This is a genomic window from Mucilaginibacter rubeus, assembly GCF_003286415.2.
Classification (GTDB): domain Bacteria; phylum Bacteroidota; class Bacteroidia; order Sphingobacteriales; family Sphingobacteriaceae; genus Mucilaginibacter; species Mucilaginibacter rubeus_A.
Genome location: NZ_CP043450.1, coordinates 4,799,096 through 4,818,102 on the forward strand (window position 1 = coordinate 4,799,096; position 19,007 = coordinate 4,818,102).

Annotated in this window: 17 protein-coding genes and 5 tRNA genes; all 22 read right to left on the bottom strand. The window is 41.1% G+C overall.

Translation table 11 applies throughout. The features are described from left to right. Positions 1–108: 108 nt before the first annotated feature. The 22 genes from rpoB to DEO27_RS31505 all read right to left on the bottom strand — a co-directional run bounded on the left by rpoB (position 109) and on the right by DEO27_RS31505 (position 18,850). Positions 109–3,912 carry a DNA-directed RNA polymerase subunit beta gene (gene rpoB, locus DEO27_RS18860; protein ID WP_112572655.1) on the bottom strand — a complete coding sequence of 1,268 codons (3,804 nt, stop codon included), beginning with the start codon at positions 3,910–3,912 and terminating at the stop codon, positions 109–111. A gap of 230 nt (positions 3,913–4,142) precedes the next feature. Further along, positions 4,143–4,526, bottom strand: a complete 384-nt coding sequence (gene rplL, locus DEO27_RS18865; protein WP_022833154.1) for a 50S ribosomal protein L7/L12 — start codon at positions 4,524–4,526, stop codon at positions 4,143–4,145. A gap of 67 nt (positions 4,527–4,593) precedes the next feature. Beyond that, a complete protein-coding gene (rplJ, locus tag DEO27_RS18870; protein WP_090528670.1) occupies positions 4,594–5,112 on the bottom strand; it encodes a 50S ribosomal protein L10 in 519 nt (172 codons plus the stop codon). A gap of 2 nt (positions 5,113–5,114) precedes the next feature. Then, entirely contained in the window at positions 5,115–5,813 is a 699-nt protein-coding gene (gene rplA, locus DEO27_RS18875; RefSeq protein WP_091213558.1) for a 50S ribosomal protein L1, read from the bottom strand. A 28-nt stretch (positions 5,814–5,841) separates the two neighbouring features. Further along, positions 5,842–6,282, bottom strand: coding sequence for a 50S ribosomal protein L11 (gene rplK / locus DEO27_RS18880; protein ID WP_090528676.1), 441 nt, complete (start codon positions 6,280–6,282; stop codon positions 5,842–5,844). A gap of 193 nt (positions 6,283–6,475) precedes the next feature. After that, positions 6,476–7,018, bottom strand: coding sequence for a transcription termination/antitermination protein NusG (gene nusG / locus DEO27_RS18885; protein WP_112572658.1), 543 nt, complete (start codon positions 7,016–7,018; stop codon positions 6,476–6,478). A 17-nt stretch (positions 7,019–7,035) separates the two neighbouring features. Continuing rightward, complete coding sequence (gene secE, locus DEO27_RS18890) at positions 7,036–7,230, bottom strand: preprotein translocase subunit SecE (RefSeq protein ID WP_112572730.1); 195 nt, start codon at positions 7,228–7,230, stop codon at positions 7,036–7,038. An 18-nt stretch (positions 7,231–7,248) separates the two neighbouring features. Further along, positions 7,249–7,319 (bottom strand) — tRNA-Trp (locus tag DEO27_RS18895). Positions 7,320–7,403: 84 nt separating this feature from the next. Continuing rightward, positions 7,404–8,591: an elongation factor Tu gene (gene tuf, locus DEO27_RS18900; RefSeq protein WP_090528682.1), complete on the bottom strand. Its 1,188-nt coding sequence runs from the start codon at positions 8,589–8,591 to the stop codon at positions 7,404–7,406. A gap of 60 nt (positions 8,592–8,651) precedes the next feature. Beyond that, positions 8,652–8,723: transfer RNA gene (locus DEO27_RS18905), tRNA-Thr, on the bottom strand. 84 nt (positions 8,724–8,807) lie between these two features. Next, positions 8,808–8,880: transfer RNA gene (locus DEO27_RS18910), tRNA-Gly, on the bottom strand. Positions 8,881–9,019: 139 nt separating this feature from the next. Continuing rightward, positions 9,020–9,100, bottom strand: a tRNA-Tyr gene (locus DEO27_RS18915). Between the two features lie 66 nt (positions 9,101–9,166). Continuing rightward, positions 9,167–9,239: transfer RNA gene (locus tag DEO27_RS18920), tRNA-Thr, on the bottom strand. Positions 9,240–9,482: 243 nt separating this feature from the next. Then, positions 9,483–9,830 (bottom strand): ribosome hibernation-promoting factor, HPF/YfiA family, encoded by a 348-nt coding sequence (gene hpf / locus DEO27_RS18925; protein ID WP_091213553.1) that lies wholly within the window; start codon positions 9,828–9,830, stop codon positions 9,483–9,485. Between the two features lie 12 nt (positions 9,831–9,842). Then, on the bottom strand, positions 9,843–10,754 hold the full coding sequence (locus DEO27_RS18930) for a tyrosine-type recombinase/integrase (protein WP_112572660.1): 912 nt from the start codon (positions 10,752–10,754) through the stop codon (positions 9,843–9,845). A gap of 80 nt (positions 10,755–10,834) precedes the next feature. Continuing rightward, a complete protein-coding gene (rpsU, locus tag DEO27_RS18935; protein ID WP_022833144.1) occupies positions 10,835–11,026 on the bottom strand; it encodes a 30S ribosomal protein S21 in 192 nt (63 codons plus the stop codon). Between the two features lie 100 nt (positions 11,027–11,126). Further along, positions 11,127–11,555 (bottom strand): hypothetical protein, encoded by a 429-nt coding sequence (locus DEO27_RS18940; RefSeq protein ID WP_112572662.1) that lies wholly within the window; start codon positions 11,553–11,555, stop codon positions 11,127–11,129. Between the two features lie 66 nt (positions 11,556–11,621). After that, on the bottom strand, positions 11,622–11,906 hold the full coding sequence (locus tag DEO27_RS18945) for a hypothetical protein (RefSeq protein ID WP_112572663.1): 285 nt from the start codon (positions 11,904–11,906) through the stop codon (positions 11,622–11,624). 162 nt (positions 11,907–12,068) lie between these two features. After that, positions 12,069–13,568, bottom strand: a complete 1,500-nt coding sequence (locus tag DEO27_RS18950; RefSeq protein WP_112572665.1) for a SusD/RagB family nutrient-binding outer membrane lipoprotein — start codon at positions 13,566–13,568, stop codon at positions 12,069–12,071. 14 nt (positions 13,569–13,582) lie between these two features. Then, positions 13,583–16,786: a SusC/RagA family TonB-linked outer membrane protein gene (locus tag DEO27_RS18955; protein ID WP_112572667.1), complete on the bottom strand. Its 3,204-nt coding sequence runs from the start codon at positions 16,784–16,786 to the stop codon at positions 13,583–13,585. Positions 16,787–17,358: 572 nt separating this feature from the next. Then, positions 17,359–18,540: an acyl-CoA dehydrogenase gene (locus tag DEO27_RS18960; protein ID WP_112572669.1), complete on the bottom strand. Its 1,182-nt coding sequence runs from the start codon at positions 18,538–18,540 to the stop codon at positions 17,359–17,361. 169 nt (positions 18,541–18,709) lie between these two features. After that, positions 18,710–18,850 carry a hypothetical protein gene (locus DEO27_RS31505; protein ID WP_190295133.1) on the bottom strand — a complete coding sequence of 47 codons (141 nt, stop codon included), beginning with the start codon at positions 18,848–18,850 and terminating at the stop codon, positions 18,710–18,712. Between the last annotated feature and the right edge of the window lie 157 nt (positions 18,851–19,007).

The window sequence follows — 19,007 nt, forward strand, 5'->3', positions numbered from 1 at the left end:
TCTACTTTGATTTTTTAAAGGTAATTTTTAGGCGAAAGGTAAAAGGCGAAAGGTAAAAGGTTTCGGAACCTGTCCTAACCTTTCACCTTTAGCCTTTAAGCTTTAACCTTATTCTAATGTGATATCCAAACCTAAGCCGCGTAACTCGTGAACCAATACGTTGAATGATTCAGGAACTGATGGCGTTGGCAGGTTTTCACCTTTAACAATAGCCTCATATGTTTTGGCACGGCCGATAACATCATCCGATTTAACGGTTAATATCTCCTGCAGAATGTTTGATGCACCAAATGCTTCCAGTGCCCAAACCTCCATCTCACCAAAACGCTGACCACCGAATTGTGCTTTACCACCCAATGGCTGTTGAGTGATCAACGAGTACGGTCCGATTGAACGGGCGTGCATCTTATCATCAACCATGTGACCTAATTTCAGCATGTAGATAATACCTACAGTAGTTTGCTGATCAAAACGGTCACCTGTTAAACCGTTGTATAAGTAAGTACGGCCTGATTCTGGTAAGTTGGCTTTCTTGATCCACTCTTCTACTTCTTCGTGGCTTGCACCGTCGAAGATAGGAGTAGCGAATTTAACACCAAGCTCTTTACCGGCCCAGCCTAATACGGTTTCGTAGATCTGACCCAAGTTCATACGTGAAGGTACACCCAGCGGGTTCAACACGATATCAACCGGTGTTCCGTCTTCAAGGAAAGGCATATCTTCGTCACGTACAATACGTGCAACAATACCTTTGTTACCGTGACGACCGGCCATTTTATCACCTACTTTAAGCTTACGCTTTTTAGCGATGTAAACTTTAGCCATTTGTACGATACCTGATGGAAGCTCATCACCCACGCTGATAGCGAATTTATCACGACGGTAAGCACCCAGCTCTTCATTGTACTTAATGTTGAAGTTATGAAGAAGGATCTTGATCTGATCGTTTTTATCGTCATCAGTAGTCCATTTAGTTGGGTTAATATTGTCGTAATTAAGCTCAACTAATATTTTCTGGGTGAATTTAACACCTTTAGGAACCTGTAACTCTTTGTAAACGTTGTAAACGCCTTGCGAAGTTTTACCGTTAACGATCTCAAATAACTTGTCGATCAAGGTATTTTTCAGATCTTTTACAGCTTTTTCATGCCTTGTATCCAATTTCTCTAACTGTGCTTTTTCTTCAGCTTTTGAAGTTTTCTTAGCACGAGAGAACAATTTGGTATCGATAACAACACCGGCGATTGACGGTGGGGTTTTCAATGAAGCATCTTTAACGTCGCCTGCTTTATCACCGAAGATAGCACGTAACAGTTTTTCTTCCGGAGAAGGATCAGATTCACCTTTAGGGGTGATCTTACCAATCAGGATGTCGCCTTCTTTAACCTCGGCACCAACACGGATGATACCGTCTTCGTCAAGGTCTTTGGTAGCTTCTTCCGATACGTTAGGGATATCTGGTGTTAACTCTTCCTCACCGCGTTTAGTGTCACGAACTTCAAGCTCGAACTCTTCAACGTGGATTGAAGTAAATATATCCTGCGATACAACACGCTCAGAAATTACAATCGCATCCTCAAAGTTATATCCCTGCCAAGGCATGAACGCTACTTTAAGGTTACGGCCTAATGCAAGCTCGCCATTTTGGGTAGCGTAACCTTCGCAAAGTACCTCACCTTTTTCAACCCTTTGGCCTTTTTTAACAATAGGCTTAAGGTTCATGGTGGTGCTTTGGTTGGTTTTCTTAAACTTGGTTAAGCGGTAGCTTTTGCTATCTCCTTCAAACGAGATCAAACGATCAAGTTCATTACGGTCATATTTAATACGGATCTCGTTAGCATCAACATACTCAACCACACCATCGCCTTCGGCGTTGATCAGGGTACGAGAGTCTTTTGCCACACGGCCTTCCAAACCGGTACCAACAATCGGCGCTTCAGGACGTAACAATGGTACGGCCTGGCGTTGCATGTTTGAACCCATCAATGCACGGTTAGCGTCATCATGCTCCAGGAACGGAATCAGCGAAGCCGCGATAGAAGTGATCTGATTTGGAGCGATGTCCATCAAGTCCAGACGCTCTGGCTCGATAACCGGGAAGTCACCCTCGAAACGTGCTTTTACACGTGGCAATTCAAACTCACCTTTGTCATCATACACCGCGTTTGCCTGGCCAATGGTTTTACCGTCTTCATCTTCGGCAGATAAATAGATAACCGGCTCGTCAACCATAACTTTACCTTCAACCACACGTTTGTACGGAGTTTCGATAAAGCCTAAGTTGTTGATCTTGGCGTGTACGCAAAGTGAAGAGATCAAACCAATGTTCGGGCCTTCCGGAGTTTCGATAGTACACAACCTACCGTAGTGGGTGTAGTGAACGTCACGAACCTCGAAACCTGCACGCTCACGCGACAGACCGCCGGGGCCTAAGGCTGACAGACGACGCTTGTGCGTGATCTCTGCCAGTGGATTGGTTTGGTCCATGAACTGTGATAACTGGTTTGTTCCGAAGAACGAGTTGATCACAGATGATAATGTACGCGCGTTGATCAGATCGGTTGGTGTGAACACCTCGTTGTCACGAATGTTCATACGCTCACGGATGGTACGGGCCATACGTGCTAAACCTACACCAAACTGAGCATACAGCTGCTCACCTACGGTACGTACACGACGGTTTGATAAGTGATCGATATCATCCACCTCGGCTTTTGAGTTGATTAATTTGATCAAGTATTTAACAATGGCGATGATATCTTGCTTAGTTAACACCTTTGTATCTTCAGAGGTAGTTAATTTAAGCTTGCGGTTGATGCGGTAGCGGCCCACATCACCCAGGTCATATCTTTTATCTGAGAAGAATAAACGGTCGATGATACCACGTGCTGTTTCTTCATCAGGTGGTTCAGCGTTACGTAACTGGCGGTAGATGTGCTCAACCGCTTCCTTCTCAGAGTTGGAAGTATCTTTCTGTAAGGTATTGTATATAATAGTGTAATCACCGCTGGTTGAAGCATCTTCCTTATTAAGGATGATAGTTTTAACGCCAGAGTCGATGATCATATCAATATGGTCGTCTTCCAGTAAGGTTTCACGCTCAAGGATGATCTCATTACGAGGGATAGAAACTACCTCACCGGTATCTTCATCCACAAAGTCTTCGATCCAGGTTTTAAGAACCCTTGCAGCAAGCTTACGGCCGATATATTTTTTCAGACCAGATTTGCTTACTTTAACCTCGTCGGCCAGTTCAAACAACTCTAATATATCCTTATCAGAGTCATAACCAATGGCACGAAGTAACGTAGTAACCGGGAATTTCTTTTTACGGTCAATATAAGCGTACATCACGTTGTTAACGTCTGTAGCAAACTCAATCCATGAACCTTTGAAAGGGATAACACGGGCAGAGTATAATTTTGTACCGTTGGTATGGCGGCTCTGACCAAAGAACACACCTGGCGAACGGTGTAACTGTGATACAATTACACGCTCAGCACCATTAATAACAAATGTACCTTTTGGCGTCATGTATGGGATAGTACCCAGGTATACGTCCTGTACAATTGTTTCAAAGTCTTCGTGCTCCTCATCATTACATGACAGGCGAAGCTTGGCTTTTAACGGTACGCTGTAAGTTAATCCGCGTTCGATACACTCTTGTATATCATAACGTGGCGGATCAATAAAGTAGTCAAGAAACTCCAGGACAAAGATGTTTCTTGAATCTGAAATAGGAAAGTTTTCGGCAAACACTTTAAACAGCCCTTCTTTGTAACGGTTGTCGGAAGTGGTTTCCAATTGAAAAAATTCCTGGAAAGATTGTAACTGAACATCCAGAAAATCAGGGTAATCAAGTACCTTTCTGCTGGTTGCAAAGTTTACTCTTTGATTATTATTGTTTGCCAAGGTATTTAAATTTTAGTTTATTAATAAACTTGATAGATGTGAGATCTGAGATGTGAGATTTGAGACTAAAAAATATGTTTTGAAGATCTGTGTTCCTGTTAAACCTGCAGGAAGAAGATCTCATATCTCATATCTCATATCTATTATCTTCTTCATCCAAACCTTTATAAACAGCAATAGACCCCGACCAATATGGTCGGAGTCTTGATGCTATATTTTAGTAGGTTAAATTACTTAACCTCAACTACTGCTCCGGCTTCTTCTAATTGTTTTTTCAAAGATTCAGCTTCTTCTTTAGTTACACCAGTTTTAAGTTCTTTTGGTGCACCGTCAACAAGATCTTTAGCTTCTTTCAAACCAAGGCCAGTTAAGTCTTTTACTAATTTAACAACTGCTAATTTAGCGCCACCAGCTTCTTTCAGGATAACGTCAAATGCAGTTTGCTCAGCAGCAGCTGGAGCAGCGTCGCCACCGTCAGCAGCAGGAGCAGCAACTGCTACAGCAGCAGCAGCAGGCTCAATACCATACTCGTCTTTTAATATTTGAGCTAATTCGTTTACTTCTTTTACTGTTAAGTTTACCAACTGTTCAGCAAACGCTTTTAAATCCGCCATTTTATTTAAATTTTTACTTTTAATGCTTTTTGTTTGTTATTATCGAACCTTATTATGGAGGCGTTCGTTAACCTCTTTCCTGTAATGTTTTTACGAGGCCTGCAATTGTAGTTCCGCCTGACTGAAGAGCAGAAAGAACGTTTTTGGCAGGTGATTGAAGTAAGCCAACAATCTCGCCGATCAATTGTTCTTTTGATTTCAGCTTGGTTAAAGTATCCAGTTGGTTATCACCAATAAATACTGCCGAATCAATATAAGCTGCTTTTAAGATTGGTTTTTCACCTGTTTTCCTTAATTGTTTGATCAGCTTTGCAGGTGCAGTTGCTGATTTTGAGAAAAGGATTGATGATGAACCTTTCAACACATCATATATCGGGCTGAAATCACCGCCAGCAGCTTCCATAGCTTTTTTGATCAAGCTATTTTTAGTTACCTGCATTGTAATGTCATTTTCGAAACATTTACGGCGGATATTGTTGATCTTGGCTACAGTTAAATCAGAGGTATCAGTGATATAAAAATTACCATACTCTTTGATTTGCTCAGTAAGGGCTACAACAAGGTCGTATTTTTCTTCTTTATTCATGATTAGATCCCCGCTACTGATTTAGTTTCAACTGTAATTCCTGGCGACATAGTTGAAGAGATGTGAATACTCTTGAAATATGTTCCTTTTGCTGCAGAAGGTTTTAATTTAGAGATTGTTTGCAATACTTCTAATGCATTCTCATAAATTTTATCTGCAGAGAAAGATGCTTTTCCTATTGAGGTGTGGATGATACCGGTTTTGTCAACCTTGAAATCGATTTTACCACCTTTTACCTCAGTTACAGCTTTACCAACTTCTGGGGTAACTGTACCTGATTTAGGGTTTGGCATTAAGTTACGCGGGCCCAAAATACGACCCAAACGACCAACTTTAGCCATAACACTTGGCATAGTGATGATAATATCAACATCAGTCCATCCGCCTTCAATCTTGGCAATATAATCATCCAAACCTACGTAATCTGCACCAGCGTCTTTAGCTTCTTGCTCCTTATCAGGAGTACAAAGTACTAATACACGTACAGTTTTACCGGTTCCATGAGGCAATGTTGCAATACCACGCACCATTTGATTGGCTTTACGCGGGTCAACACCTAAACGAACGTCTATATCAACTGATGAATCAAATTTAGTTAAGGTTAATTCCTTTACCAAAGCTGATGCAGCTTCTAATGTGTACGATTTGTTTGCCTCAATTTTGGAGAGTGCCACTTTTTGATTTTTTGTTAATCTTGCCACTGTCTTTAAACTGATTTGTATAAATTAATTAATTCCAGGGAGCTGTACCTGATACGGTAATTCCCATGCTGCGGGCAGTACCTGCCACCATTTTCATGGCCGATTCAACTGTGAACGCGTTCAAGTCAACCATTTTATCTTTTGCTATAGTCTCAACCTGTTCCCAGTTAACACTGGCAACTTTTTTACGGTTAGGCTCAGCAGAACCACTCTTTAAACCGGTAGCTTCCAATAACTGGATAGCAACGGGAGGGGTTTTGATGATAAATTCGAATGATTTGTCAACATAAACAGTAATCAAAACAGGCAATACTTTTCCAGCTTTGTCCTGGGTGCGTGCATTAAATTGTTTGCAAAACTCCATGATGTTCACACCTTTTGCACCCAATGCAGGGCCAATTGGTGGTGATGGGTTTGCGGCGCCGCCTTTAACTTGCAGCTTAACCATTGCACCGATCTCTTTTGCCATTTTAATTTACTTTAATTATAAACTCAATGTTAGTACGTGGAAGCTTAGTAACATTTAAGATTTTTATGGTTTGATATCAATGTAGCTTATTTAACGCTTTCTTAATATTTAAACCTTTTGTATTTAATATTTTACCTGTTAATTTATCATGTGATAATACCCGCCTTCCAGTCGGGTACTGATGATAAAAAAACTATTCTTTTTCTACCTGCATGTAATTCAATTCAAGCGGCGTACGGCGCCCGAATATCTTTACCATTACTTTCAGTTTCTTTTTCTCTTCGTTAACCTCTTCGATAACGCCGCTGAAACCATTGAAAGGCCCGTCCATAACTTTAACAGCCTCACCAACATAGTAAGGTACGCTCATAGTTTCACCCTGGGCACTCATCTCATCAACCTTACCTAAAATACGGTTAACTTCTGACTGGCGAAGCGGGATAGCATTTCCGGCTTTATCACCCAGGAAACCTATTACGCTGTTTATGTTTTTAATAATGTGCTCGGTTTCGCCATCTAAAACAGCTTCCATCAACACATAGCCTGGAAAGTAGTTACGCTCTTTGGCTATCTTCTTTCCATCGCGCATTTGGTAGTACTTTTCAGTAGGTATTAATACCTGTGGTACCAAATGACCGATGCCCAAACGGCTAATTTCGGCATCGATATATTGTTTAACTTTTTTTTCCTTACCACTAATAGCCCTAACTACATACCATTTCAATTGATCACTCATCTGCTTCTCCCCTGATATTATGTTAGTGATGTGTAAAACAGTTTAAGCAAATAATTAATGATCTGGTCCATACCTAAGATAACCAGCGCAATAATTACAGCGGCAACCAATACCAAAACAGCGCTGCTTTGCAGCTCGCGCCATGTAGGCCAGGTAACCTTCTCGGTTAACTCGATGTATGACTCTTTAATATATTCAGCTACGCCTGCCATTTTTATATTGTGCTTAAGCACGGGAACAAGGATTCGAACCCTGATCAAAGGTTTTGGAGACCTCTATTCTACCGTTGAACTATTCCCGTGTGTTATTTTATAATAAGAAAACATAAGTTTGCCGTTGAAGGCTAAACTTATGTTTTCAAATTAACCTTTTATTGAAATATCAATTATTTCAAGATTTCAGTTACCTGACCAGCACCTACGGTACGACCACCTTCACGGATAGCGAAACGTAAGCCTTTTTCCATTGCGATAGCGTTGATCAACTTTACAGTGATTGTAACGTTATCACCTGGCATAACCATTTCTACACCTGGTTCTAATGAAATCTCACCAGTAACGTCAGTGGTACGGAAATAGAATTGCGGACGGTATTTGTTGAAGAATGGAGTGTGACGGCCACCTTCTGCTTTTGATAATACGTAAACTTCTGCTTTGAAATCGGTGTGAGGAGTTACTGAACCTGGTTTACAGATAACCATACCACGACGGATATCAGTTTTCTCAATACCACGTAACAATAAACCTACGTTGTCACCAGCTTCACCACGGTCAAGGATTTTGCGGAACATCTCAACACCAGTTACGGTTGATTTCAAGTTCTCAGCACCCATACCCAAGATATCAACTGGCTCACCAGAGTTGATTACACCACGCTCAATACGACCAGTAGCAACAGTACCACGACCAGTGATTGAGAACACGTCTTCAACAGGCATCAAGAAAGGAAGATCTGTCAAACGTGGAGGAATTGGGATGTAGCTATCTACAGCGTCCATCAATTCCATGATTTTACCAACCCAGGTAGGATCGCCGTTAAGACCACCTAATGCAGAACCCTGGATAACTGGAATATCATCACCTGGGAATTCGTAGAATGATAATAATTCACGAACTTCCATTTCTACTAACTCTAATAATTCCGGATCATCAACCATGTCAACTTTGTTCATGAAAACAACAAGTGCAGGTACACCTACCTGACGAGCTAACAGGATGTGCTCACGAGTTTGTGGCATCGGACCATCAGTTGCAGCAACTACGATGATTGCACCGTCCATTTGGGCAGCACCAGTAACCATGTTTTTCACGTAATCCGCGTGACCTGGACAGTCAACGTGTGCGTAGTGACGGTTAGCTGTTGAATATTCAACGTGGGCAGTGTTGATGGTAATACCACGTTCTTTTTCTTCAGGAGCTGAGTCAATTGAATCAAATGAACGAGCTTCTGATAAACCTGCATCAGCCAAAACTTTAGTGATAGCTGCGGTAAGGGTTGTTTTACCGTGGTCAACGTGACCGATTGTACCGATGTTTAAGTGCGGTTTACTGCGGTCAAACTTTTCTTTTGCCATGATCTATAAATTATTTTGTAGGTTAATTTTAACTTTATATGTAATGTTTCAATAACACCGAGCCAACAATGGGATTTGAACCCATGACCTCTTCCTTACCAAGGAAGTGCTCTACCCCTGAGCTACGTCGGCTTATTTTCTTTTTTTTAGTTTACAGCTATCAGTTGTTTGCTTGCAGTTACTTTACTGCTTACGGCCTACTGCTATCTGCAACCGAGCGGAAGACGAGGTTCGAACTCGCGACCTATAGCTTGGAAGGCTATCGCTCTACCAACTGAGCTACTTCCGCTTGTTAAGCTTTTGGTTTGTTTTTTTTATACCTTCTAAGTACTAAAAGTCCATTCCTCAAACCTCCTTAATCAAGTCAGCAGTTTACAATCCCGTTAGCTTTATACTAACCGCGAACTATAAACTGCCTACTTAATATGTGGGGGGAGAAGGATTCGAACCTTCGTAGCCGAAGCAACGGATTTACAGTCCGTCCCATTTGACCGCTCTGGTATCCCCCCAGTAGTTTATCCCGGATTAACAATGTCCAAAATTGAAGCTAAACATCATCTTTCCGAAAAAAACTGAGCCTCCTATCGGGATCGAACCAATGACCTACTGATTACAAGTCAGTTGCTCTACCAGCTGAGCTAAGGAGGCTTATATTTAAATTTGCCTTTTCGTTATTTTAAACCGTGTGTGGCTTTCGGTAACGGAGCGCAAAAGTAATAAGCTTTTTGATATTTTAAAGAACTATTTTAACTTTTTTTTGAGGCGTTAAATACCTCCCCGAAAGGGACTGCAAATCTACAAAAAATAACACCACGTCAAAATTTTTTATAAAAAAAATTCGGCAGGCTAAAAACCTGCCGAATTTGACTTGATGTAAGCCCCTCTATATCACTAAAAACCGTCCTCTGCTGCCGTTAAAACAGCTTTTTTGGCCGTAGCATCAGCAATGGCTTTCTTTTGTTTATGCTTCTCAATTTGCTTCCTCAGGCTCTCAACTGCCAGGTCGGTAGCTTCCTCAAAACTCTTACATTTCTCTTTAGCGAAGATCTGGTTTCCTGGTAGCAATAATTTGATCTCCGTTATCTTATTACATTCATCTTCCACATTCTCAAGCTTTAAGTAAACTTCACCGCTAATAATATGATCATAAAACGTATCAAGCTTATCTGCCTTTTTCTGAATAAAATCTAAAAGTTTCCTGTCTGCGGTGAAATGAATTGACTGCACTGTAATTTTCATGTTTCCTCCTTTTTAAGCCTTTGGATGGGCGAGTTTATAAATAGATTTTAGTCGTTCAACTGAGTTGTGCGTGTAAATTTGGGTGGCACTGAGGTTAGCGTGACCCAAAAGTTCTTTAATTGAATTTAAGTCGGCCCCGTTGTTTAGCATGGTGGTTGCAAACGTGTGCCTGAGCACGTGAGGGCTCCGTTTATTTTGAGTTGATATGTTGGAGAGATATTTCTGCACTATTAAATAAATCAATTTCGGATAAGCATCGGCTCCTTTATTTGTAACGATAAATGTAAAGGAATTGTTATTAAAATTTTGATTTTTCTTTAACTCCAAATATTGGGGCAGCAGGATCTTCAGCTCATTATTGATAGGGATGATACGTTCTTTATTACGTTTCCCCAATACCTTCACTACTCCCCCATCAAGGTTAAGATCCTGTTCTTTAATGCCTAACAATTCGGCAAGGCGTATACCGGTGCCAAACAACATCTCAATAACAAGCTTATCGCGCAGCCCCGGAAAGTCGTTTGTAAAAACGTCATCACTATCTAACATTTTTGTTAGCCGGGCGTCTTCAACCACCACAGGCAGGGTTTTTGCAATTTTTTGTGAATGAATGCGCGATGTTGGATTAGTTTCAACAATGCCTTCCTGCAATAAAAATTTAAAGTATTTGCGCAGCGTAGCCATTTTCCGGTTAACCGAACGGCCAGTAAGTTTTTGGTCAAGAAGTTCAACCATCCAGTTACGGATGTCATGATAGCTTACCTGCGATGGATGGGTGATAACCGGCTCGGACCCAGGATTGGCACCGCCGGGATTGTTTAAAAAGCGCACAAACTGATCCAGGTCTGACTGATACGCGGACACAGTATGGACTGAATACCGCTTTTCATACTTGATGTACTGGATAAAACGCTCTAAAAACATAAAAAACTATTTATACATCCGGGATTATGAATGTACAAATAGTTTTAATATAGTGTTAAGAAAACTATAAAATTTTACAATTAAACAGTTTCTTGATTCAAACCTTGTTTGTAGATAGCATGTTTAACAACATGACGACGGGTTACAGATTTTTTTTCGAAAGCCTGACGACTACGTAGTTCTCTTAAAACACCTGTTTTTTCGAATTTCTTTTTGAAGCGTTTCAATGCTTTATCTAATGATTCGCCGTCTTTTACGTTAATAATGATCATAATTCCTAAAATACCTCCTTTCAAGGGAGGGCAAAGATAATCACAATGTTTTGAATATCAAAGAGAGAGCAGGAATTATTTTTAACTTAAACTCAGATAGCTACCGCACAGCAATCTCATTGCTCCATATCACATTATCTGTTTCCCGGCGGAGCGTTAACCAGCGTATATCTACAGGAAGCCGCGCACCTTCAATATATCTGTATAAGCTCATTCCTATTTTAAACACTTTTGGCATAAATAATTCCCCTTTACCTGTGTCCGTTAAAAAACCTACCGGTATATAAAATACATTTTGTTGGCCAGGTGCAACCCCATAAACAGCAGGATTATTTTTCCAACACTCTTCCATCAAGGCGGTGCGTAGAAGTTTTACGTTTTCTGCATTAGTTTTAAAAACATCTATCCATAAGCATGACATATTAATATACTTTAATGTATCAGTAGATTGATTGCTTAAAGCCACCGGAATTATCCCGTAAAGGCATCTGTGAAACTTGCCATCGGTATAGCATACTGTATCTTTCATTTGCCTGACAGAGTCTTGATTAATACTTATTACAAACATCTCTCTGTCGGCTTCTGATAGCGCTGCCTACCCTACCGGAACAGTACTTGCAAGATCATACCTGTAATAGCCAGGGTTGGTTTTAAATATTCCATCATCCCATCCTGTGCGAATTAATTTCGCATTCTTATAATTTGAATCTGTACAAGTGCCGATTGGGGCGTATGGTATAATGAATTGCCTTTGATATAACCCGGCGCCTTCTTTGATAAACTTGCTCAATTCAACTCCCTCTGGGTGCTTCTCCTGGGCAATAGTCTGATTAAGAAAAAAAAGATAAATAAACGAGAACAGGATAGGTTTAAAATACATGACAGGTTTATCACATTAAACTAAGATAGCTTATTTAATGAATACTGTTTGTTAAATAGTATTAAATCCACCACGCCCCGCTTTTGAAGCAATCTGCTAAAAACAACAAAGGCCGCCAATGGCAGCCTTTGTTGTTTTTTAAATGTACTTTGGGTTGAATAATTATTGTTTATCCCAATATACCCTTGTATTAAGTGCATCCGGACCTTGACGGGCTATTACAGCATTGTAATTAGCGGTGTTAAGATCACTTTCTGTTTGCGGGTATTGTTGCCTGCGTGGAATTTTCTGGCCCGGGCTTAATGAACCAGGAACCGGATCAAGCAATTTAGGCAAACCTGTACGACGGTACTCTGCCCATGACTCCCAACCATTGCCTAAGAAACCGGCAATCCATTTTTGGGTCATGATCTGGTCCATAGCTGTTGCAGCCGAAAACTGAACTGCTGCCTGCGCAAGATAAGCGGATTCGTTAGTAGTACTAACACCGTTTTGTTCCAATGATGCAGCTACACCTTTATTATAGTAATCAGCAGCGGCGCCGTCACCACCGGCTATCCAGCCAAGGTGGGCAGCTTCTGCCTGTGTAAACATGATTTGGGCATATGATGTCCATACAGTTGGCGATCCCTGATTAGATACGGTTAAGCCGATTAAAGAGATGTTACCTGGTTTGCTACGTGTTCCTTTGCTGTAATTACCTAAGGCATCACCATACGTACCATAAGGTAAACCTACATATGTATTTGATACAGTCGGAGCAGCGTAAACAGGCAACCTCGGGTCATTCAGGGTAGTTAACGTATTAACAACTAAACTGCTTACCGCATAATCATAACGGTTACGGTAGTTTGTAAAATAAGGGTTCTCGTTAGTTTGAGCGGCCAGGTAGGCATAAACAGCGTTATCGCTGTTAGAAGTCATTAAACCGCCGGCTACAGCCTTAGCATACTCAGCTTTGCCTGTGTTTGGATCAACCTTTGAAAGCCTTAATGCCATAATAGCATGCAATGAATTTGCCCAATGTTTCCATTTAGTAAGGTTACCACCAAATAAGATATCCTGTTGTGCAGGCATTGCGGCACCACTATCAAACTGAGCTTGCGCCTCGTCAAGTTCTTTCATCAATGCCGCATAGACATCTTTTTGAGCATCAAATGCAGGCGAAAGATTTGATTTGCCATTTAAAGCCTGTGAATATGGTATATCGCCCCACCTATCAGTAACAGTAAGGAAAATAAAAGCGCTAAGAATACGGGCCGAGGCTATCTGATTAGCGTTTGAACCAAACTTTGTGATAGCCACAAGACTTTTCTTTGTCGGATCGGTATTAACGTCGATGATTGTTTTAAGGTCTTTTAACGGGCCGGTATAATATCCCTGGTAATCATATTGCTTCAATGAAAACAATGATTCATTGGTATAAAAAGTTTCTGCCAGGTATTGTGAATACAGTTCGCCTGTAAAAGAGTTGATATTGGTAGTAGCGCCTGCACCGCTAACACCTCCAAGGTACTGAAGGGCGCTGGTTAACAAATAGCCCGACTGCACGTTAGGCGATTGGTTAGGGCTAACATTTACGTCGCCGCCGGTTTTGCACGAAGCAAGGATAATCATACCCGCCCCAGCTATATATTTACTAATATTAGATATTCTTTTCATGATTTGTGCGCTAATTAGAACGTTAACTTGATGTTAAACCCTAAGTTTCTTGTGTTTGGTAACTGACCACCTTCGTAGAAAGAGGTTTGCAATTGAGATGGATCTACACCTTTAAGTTTAGAATAGATCATCCATGGGTTTTGAGAAGTTATGCCGAAATAAGCAGTTTGGAATGGTAATTTACCCAGCATCTTTTTAGGGAACGAGTAGCCGACGCTAACTTCCCTTAATTTAATGTAAGAAGCATCGTAAGTCCATTTTTCCCAAATCTGGCTATATGCCTGCTCATACAAAGTACGGGTTTCAACATAAGTTGTGTTAGGAGTGCCATCTTCATGAACGCCCGCTACTAAAACACCACCACCATCGGCAACTGAGTTACGTTTTGGATTGCCTTTAGCATTGTTGCCTACAGTTTCGATACCCAAACCAGAACCGTTTAAGTTTTGTTGAGTAACTGACACAAATTTGCCGCCTTTCTGGAAATCAAGAGAGAAAGCTAATATGAAGTTTTTGTAGTTGAAAGAGTTGGTAAAACCACCAGTGTAGCTTGGCAGCATGCTACCCAAGTTAACTGTGCTGTTTACAATAGGTAAACCGTCATCACCAACTATGATATTTCCGTTTTTGTCGCGGGTAAAACCAGAGCCAATAATTTGACCATAAGATTTACCAACAATACCGTTAATACCAAAGCTTGGCGAACCAACAAAGCCAAAGCTTTGTGTACCGGCAGCCTGGTTACCGCCAGATGCAGTATAACCACCTAAACCATCAGGAGTAACTTTCAGGTTATTTAAACCAGGGTACAGTGATATAACTTTATTCCTGTTAAATGAAATGTTGAAATCAGTATTCCAGGTAAAGTCTTTTGATTTAACCGGGGTACCACCAAGGCTGATCTCGATACCACTGTTCCTGATCTGGCCGGCATTGATTACTGCAGTTGAGTAACCAGATGTACCGTTGATAGGCAATGGCAGGATCTGATCCTTTTGAGAACGGGTATAGTAGTTGAAATCAAATTTAACCCTGTCTCTCAGGAAACGCAATTCGGTACCAATTTCATACGAAGTTGAAAGTGATGGCCTCAAGTCGGCATTAGGTAATGTATTAGGTACTGTCTGTACCGGTGAGCTACCTGTTTTAGTAGGGCTGTACGGTGTAGTACTTAAGTTGTACGTTTGATAAATTGAATAAAGAGCAGCATCCGAACCTAATTTTGCAGCAGAAAGCCTCAATTTACCGAAGCTAAGAATGTCATTTTTAGGCATTAGCTCGGTAAACACAAATGAGCCAGATAAACCACCGTACCAATATGAATTATTGTTTATTGGCAAGGTTGATGAAATATCGTTACGGGCGTTAAAATCAAGGTACAAGAAATCTTTGTAACCGAATGAAGTGTAGCCATAGTAGCTATTTACCCTTGATAAGCCGTTGTAGCTGATAGATGTAGGCGCGTTCAAAGAGTTTGCAAGCGAGTACAATTCAGGAATAGCAAGGCCGCCATTGGTATTACCACCTGTATACAGGTAACGGTCCTGACGTGTTTCGGCATATAAACCTGCTTTTACAGAAAGGTCTTTAAAGTTGTGGCTATATGCTAAGTTAGCTACATAGTTATTTTCTTTGTAGGTATACTGGCTTTGTGAATATGAATCGGTGTTGATAGTACCTGAGCCAACCCTTGAGTTATCATCACGGTTTAACAAATCTTCCCTGGCAATTAACGACAAAGAAAGATCTTTAGTAAACTGGTAAGTAGCTGTTAAGTTACCAAACACACGATTGCTGTTTGATAGCGAAGTATTCACATAAGCTTCGGTATAAGGGTTATCCCAGTAGTGCGGCGTTAAATCATCCGGACCGGTAATATTCCATGAAGTATAGGTACCATCAGCTCTTCTGTAATTTTTAAGTTTGCTGATTTCAACATCCCTGTGAAACCACTGGCTAAATGAACCGGCAGTTTGTGTACCGTAACCTTCCTGAGGTACGTTATTTGAGTTGATTTGCGAAAAGTTAAAGTTGGCGCTTACAGTTAACTTCTTGGTTAATTTAAGTTCGCCGTTTAAACCAACATTGTTACGTTTCTGAGCGCTGTTAGGAGTAATACCTGTACGATCGATGTTAGTATATGATACCCTGAAATTATAGTTGTCAGAAGCTTTTGAAAACGCAGCGTTAGTGTTATAGGTAACACCTGTACGGTAAAAATCACGTACGTTGTTTGGCTGGGCCACAAACGGTTTTAGCTTGCCAAAGTCTGGATTTGAAGGATCCCAGAAATACCATGGAGCATAAAGGGTGCCATCCATTTTAGGACCCCAGCTTTCATCCACACCATAATCGTAAATTTTTACGCCGTTGAATTTAGCAAACGAAGCAGGAGAGCCATTTGCAGGATCATAAGTGTAAGTATCCCACTGCGTGCTGGTACCACCACCATATTCATTTTGATACTCTGGCAGTTGGTATACTTTTTCGAAAGTTGTTGATTGATTCAACGAAACTCCTACTCCTTTATCAACACCTTTTTTTAAGGTAACAACAACCGCACCTTCAGATGCACGCTGACCATAAAGAGCTGTAGCAGCGGGGCCTTTAAGCACCGTTGCCGATTCGATGTCGTCATTGTTGATAGCATTAGCATCAGTAACAACACCATTTACCACGTAAATAGGATTAGCGCCTGATAATGAGTTAACACCACGGATACGGATAGTTGAGGTACCAAATTTTGCACCAGAACCGCCTAACACCTGTACACCTGCAATTTTACCGGCAAGAGCAGTGTTAAGGTCAGATTGCTTGGTAACCGTAAGGTCATCGCCCTTAATCTGTTGTGCAGCATAACCTATTGATTTTTGCTGCCTTGAGATACCTAAGGCGGTTACAACTACCTCATTAAGCCCATGGCTTGAGGCTTCTAAAACCACTTTAAGGTTTGCTGAAGCTCCGGCAGGAACATCCTGAGTGGCATAACCGATAAAGCTGAATGATAATACTGCGTTGTTAGGAACGCTGAGTGAAAACTTACCGTCGACGGTAGTTTGGGTACCGGTTGTTGTACCTTTTATTTTAACCGATACACCCGGCAGAGGAAGACCGTCCTCTTTGGCTGTTACCGTGCCGGTAACAGTGTGATTTTGCGCAAAAAGCTGTGTTACAGCGAATACGAAACTGCACAAAATTAGTAGTAATCGTTTTTTCATAGAAAAAATTTAGCTAATAGTTAAGATGGCAAACTTAATATAGAAGGGTAAAATAAAACAACAGCAGAATGTAATATTTCCTTTACAGGAATTTATTTAACCATAGAGAATGTTTTAGGAAATAACTAACAAGAAATTACCTTTGCCAACGTTAATACCACATGGCCGATTAGATCCGGCCGGTAATAAGTCAGTTAATATTGTTAATTATAAATTAGGAAAATGCGCGAGGCATTTTCCTAATTTGCTTTATAAGCGTCTGTATATCAAACTGCAATAAAATTAACTGCAACGAGAAGTTAAATAGAAAAATTAAGGTACCAAGACGCATAAAACCGCGTCAGTTTTGGCCGAAAAAGCCCGGCGAAACCGCCCCTAAGAAGAAATTATTTCCCTGAAAAAGCATTAAAAAACATTACCAAAATCATGTTTTGATGCTTAAAAAATCGATGTAACAATATATTTACGTGATAAAAACCACCATAAATGGTCTTTAACCGCACACTAAATGACAAAAGCCTGACAGTTGACGATTGTAAAATTATCAACTGCCAGGCCTTTTTGATCGTTTACTAACCTTTCAACACTTCCCTGCTGATCACTATTTTCTGAATTTCACTTGTCCCCTCTCCTATTGTACAGAGTTTGGCATCGCGGTAAAATTTCTCAACCGGGAAATCCTTGGTATAGCCATATCCGCCGAAGATCTGCACGGCCTCTGTAGCTGTACGAACCGCCGTTTCAGAGGCGAAATATTTAGCCATAGCCGATTGTTTGGTTACCGGCAAATGCCTGTTCTTTAAATCGGCAGCCTGCATAATTAACAGTTCTGCGGCTTCTATTTCAGTAGCCATATTGGCCAGTTTAAATGCTATCCCCTGAAAATTGCCTATCGGCTGCCCAAACTGGTGCCGTTCTTTGGCATAAGCCACGGCAGCATCAAAGGCCCCTTTAGCAATTCCTAACGACAGCGCCGCTATCGAAATCCTACCACCATCCAGCACTTTCATAGCTTGCTTAAAACCTTCACCCTCAACACCCAGCAGGTTTTCTTTAGGCACACGGCAGTTATCAAAAATAAGTTCGGTAGTTTCTGAAGCGCGCATCCCCAGTTTGTTTTCCTTTTTACCATGGGTAAATCCTGGCGTACCTTTTTCAATCACCAAAGCCGAGATACCGTGCGAGTCGCCTTTGTTGCCGGTGCGTACCATCACCACGGCAACATTGCCCGATTTACCATGAGTTATCCAGTTTTTAGAACCATTAACAACATAATGATCACCATCCAAAACAGCGGTGGTATTCATACCCAACGCGTCTGACCCGGTATTGGCCTCGGTAAGTCCCCAGGCACCAAGCCACTCGGCAGTAGCCAGTTTAGGCAACCATTTTAGCTTCTGTTCTTCATTACCGAAAGCAAGGATATGACCTGTGCAAAGCGAATTATGCGCAGCAACAGATAAACCTATAGCGCCGCAAACTTTGGCTATCTCACTTATTACGGTTACATATTCAAAATATCCGAAACCAGAACCACCGTATTGTTCGGGCACAAAAACACCCATCATGCCAAGCTCGCCCAGTTGCTTAAATAAGTCGATAGGAAAGTGCTGGGCCTCGTCCCACTCCATTACATGAGGTTTAATATAGCGTTCGGCAAAGTCTTTGGCCATCTGGCCTACCATTTGCTGATTTTCGTTCATAGCAAAATTATACCCATCGGTATGAGGGGTATCAGTCAACATCGCATCCATACATTTTATAATTGGTTACTAACAAAATAACGTATAAAAAATGACATTGGTTTGCCCGTAAAAGCCTGCAAATCAAGAACGCTTTGGTATTGGGTATGAATTATAGGTTTAGTTTAAATAGGGTGGTTTTGGGGTAGAAAAATTGGTGGAAAATATTTTTCAGGAAATCTTACAAATTGTTTTCGATGTCATCCATCGCATCGTTAAAATCAAGAATTTGCTTCGGGTCATTATTGTAACTCTCAACACGTTCCCTTATAATATCTACCTGCCATTCGGGCATTCCAGATTCGTTCTGTTCAATCCCCATAAATTTAATACAAGAGTGCTCGATTTATCAACCCGGATAAATACATATAATTATTTACCTAACATCGCTATAAATACACATATTCATGGCGTTGCCTTCAGCCCGGGCTGTACGCTCATACTGCACAGGCCTTAGGCGCATGGCCGGTATCCGCTTC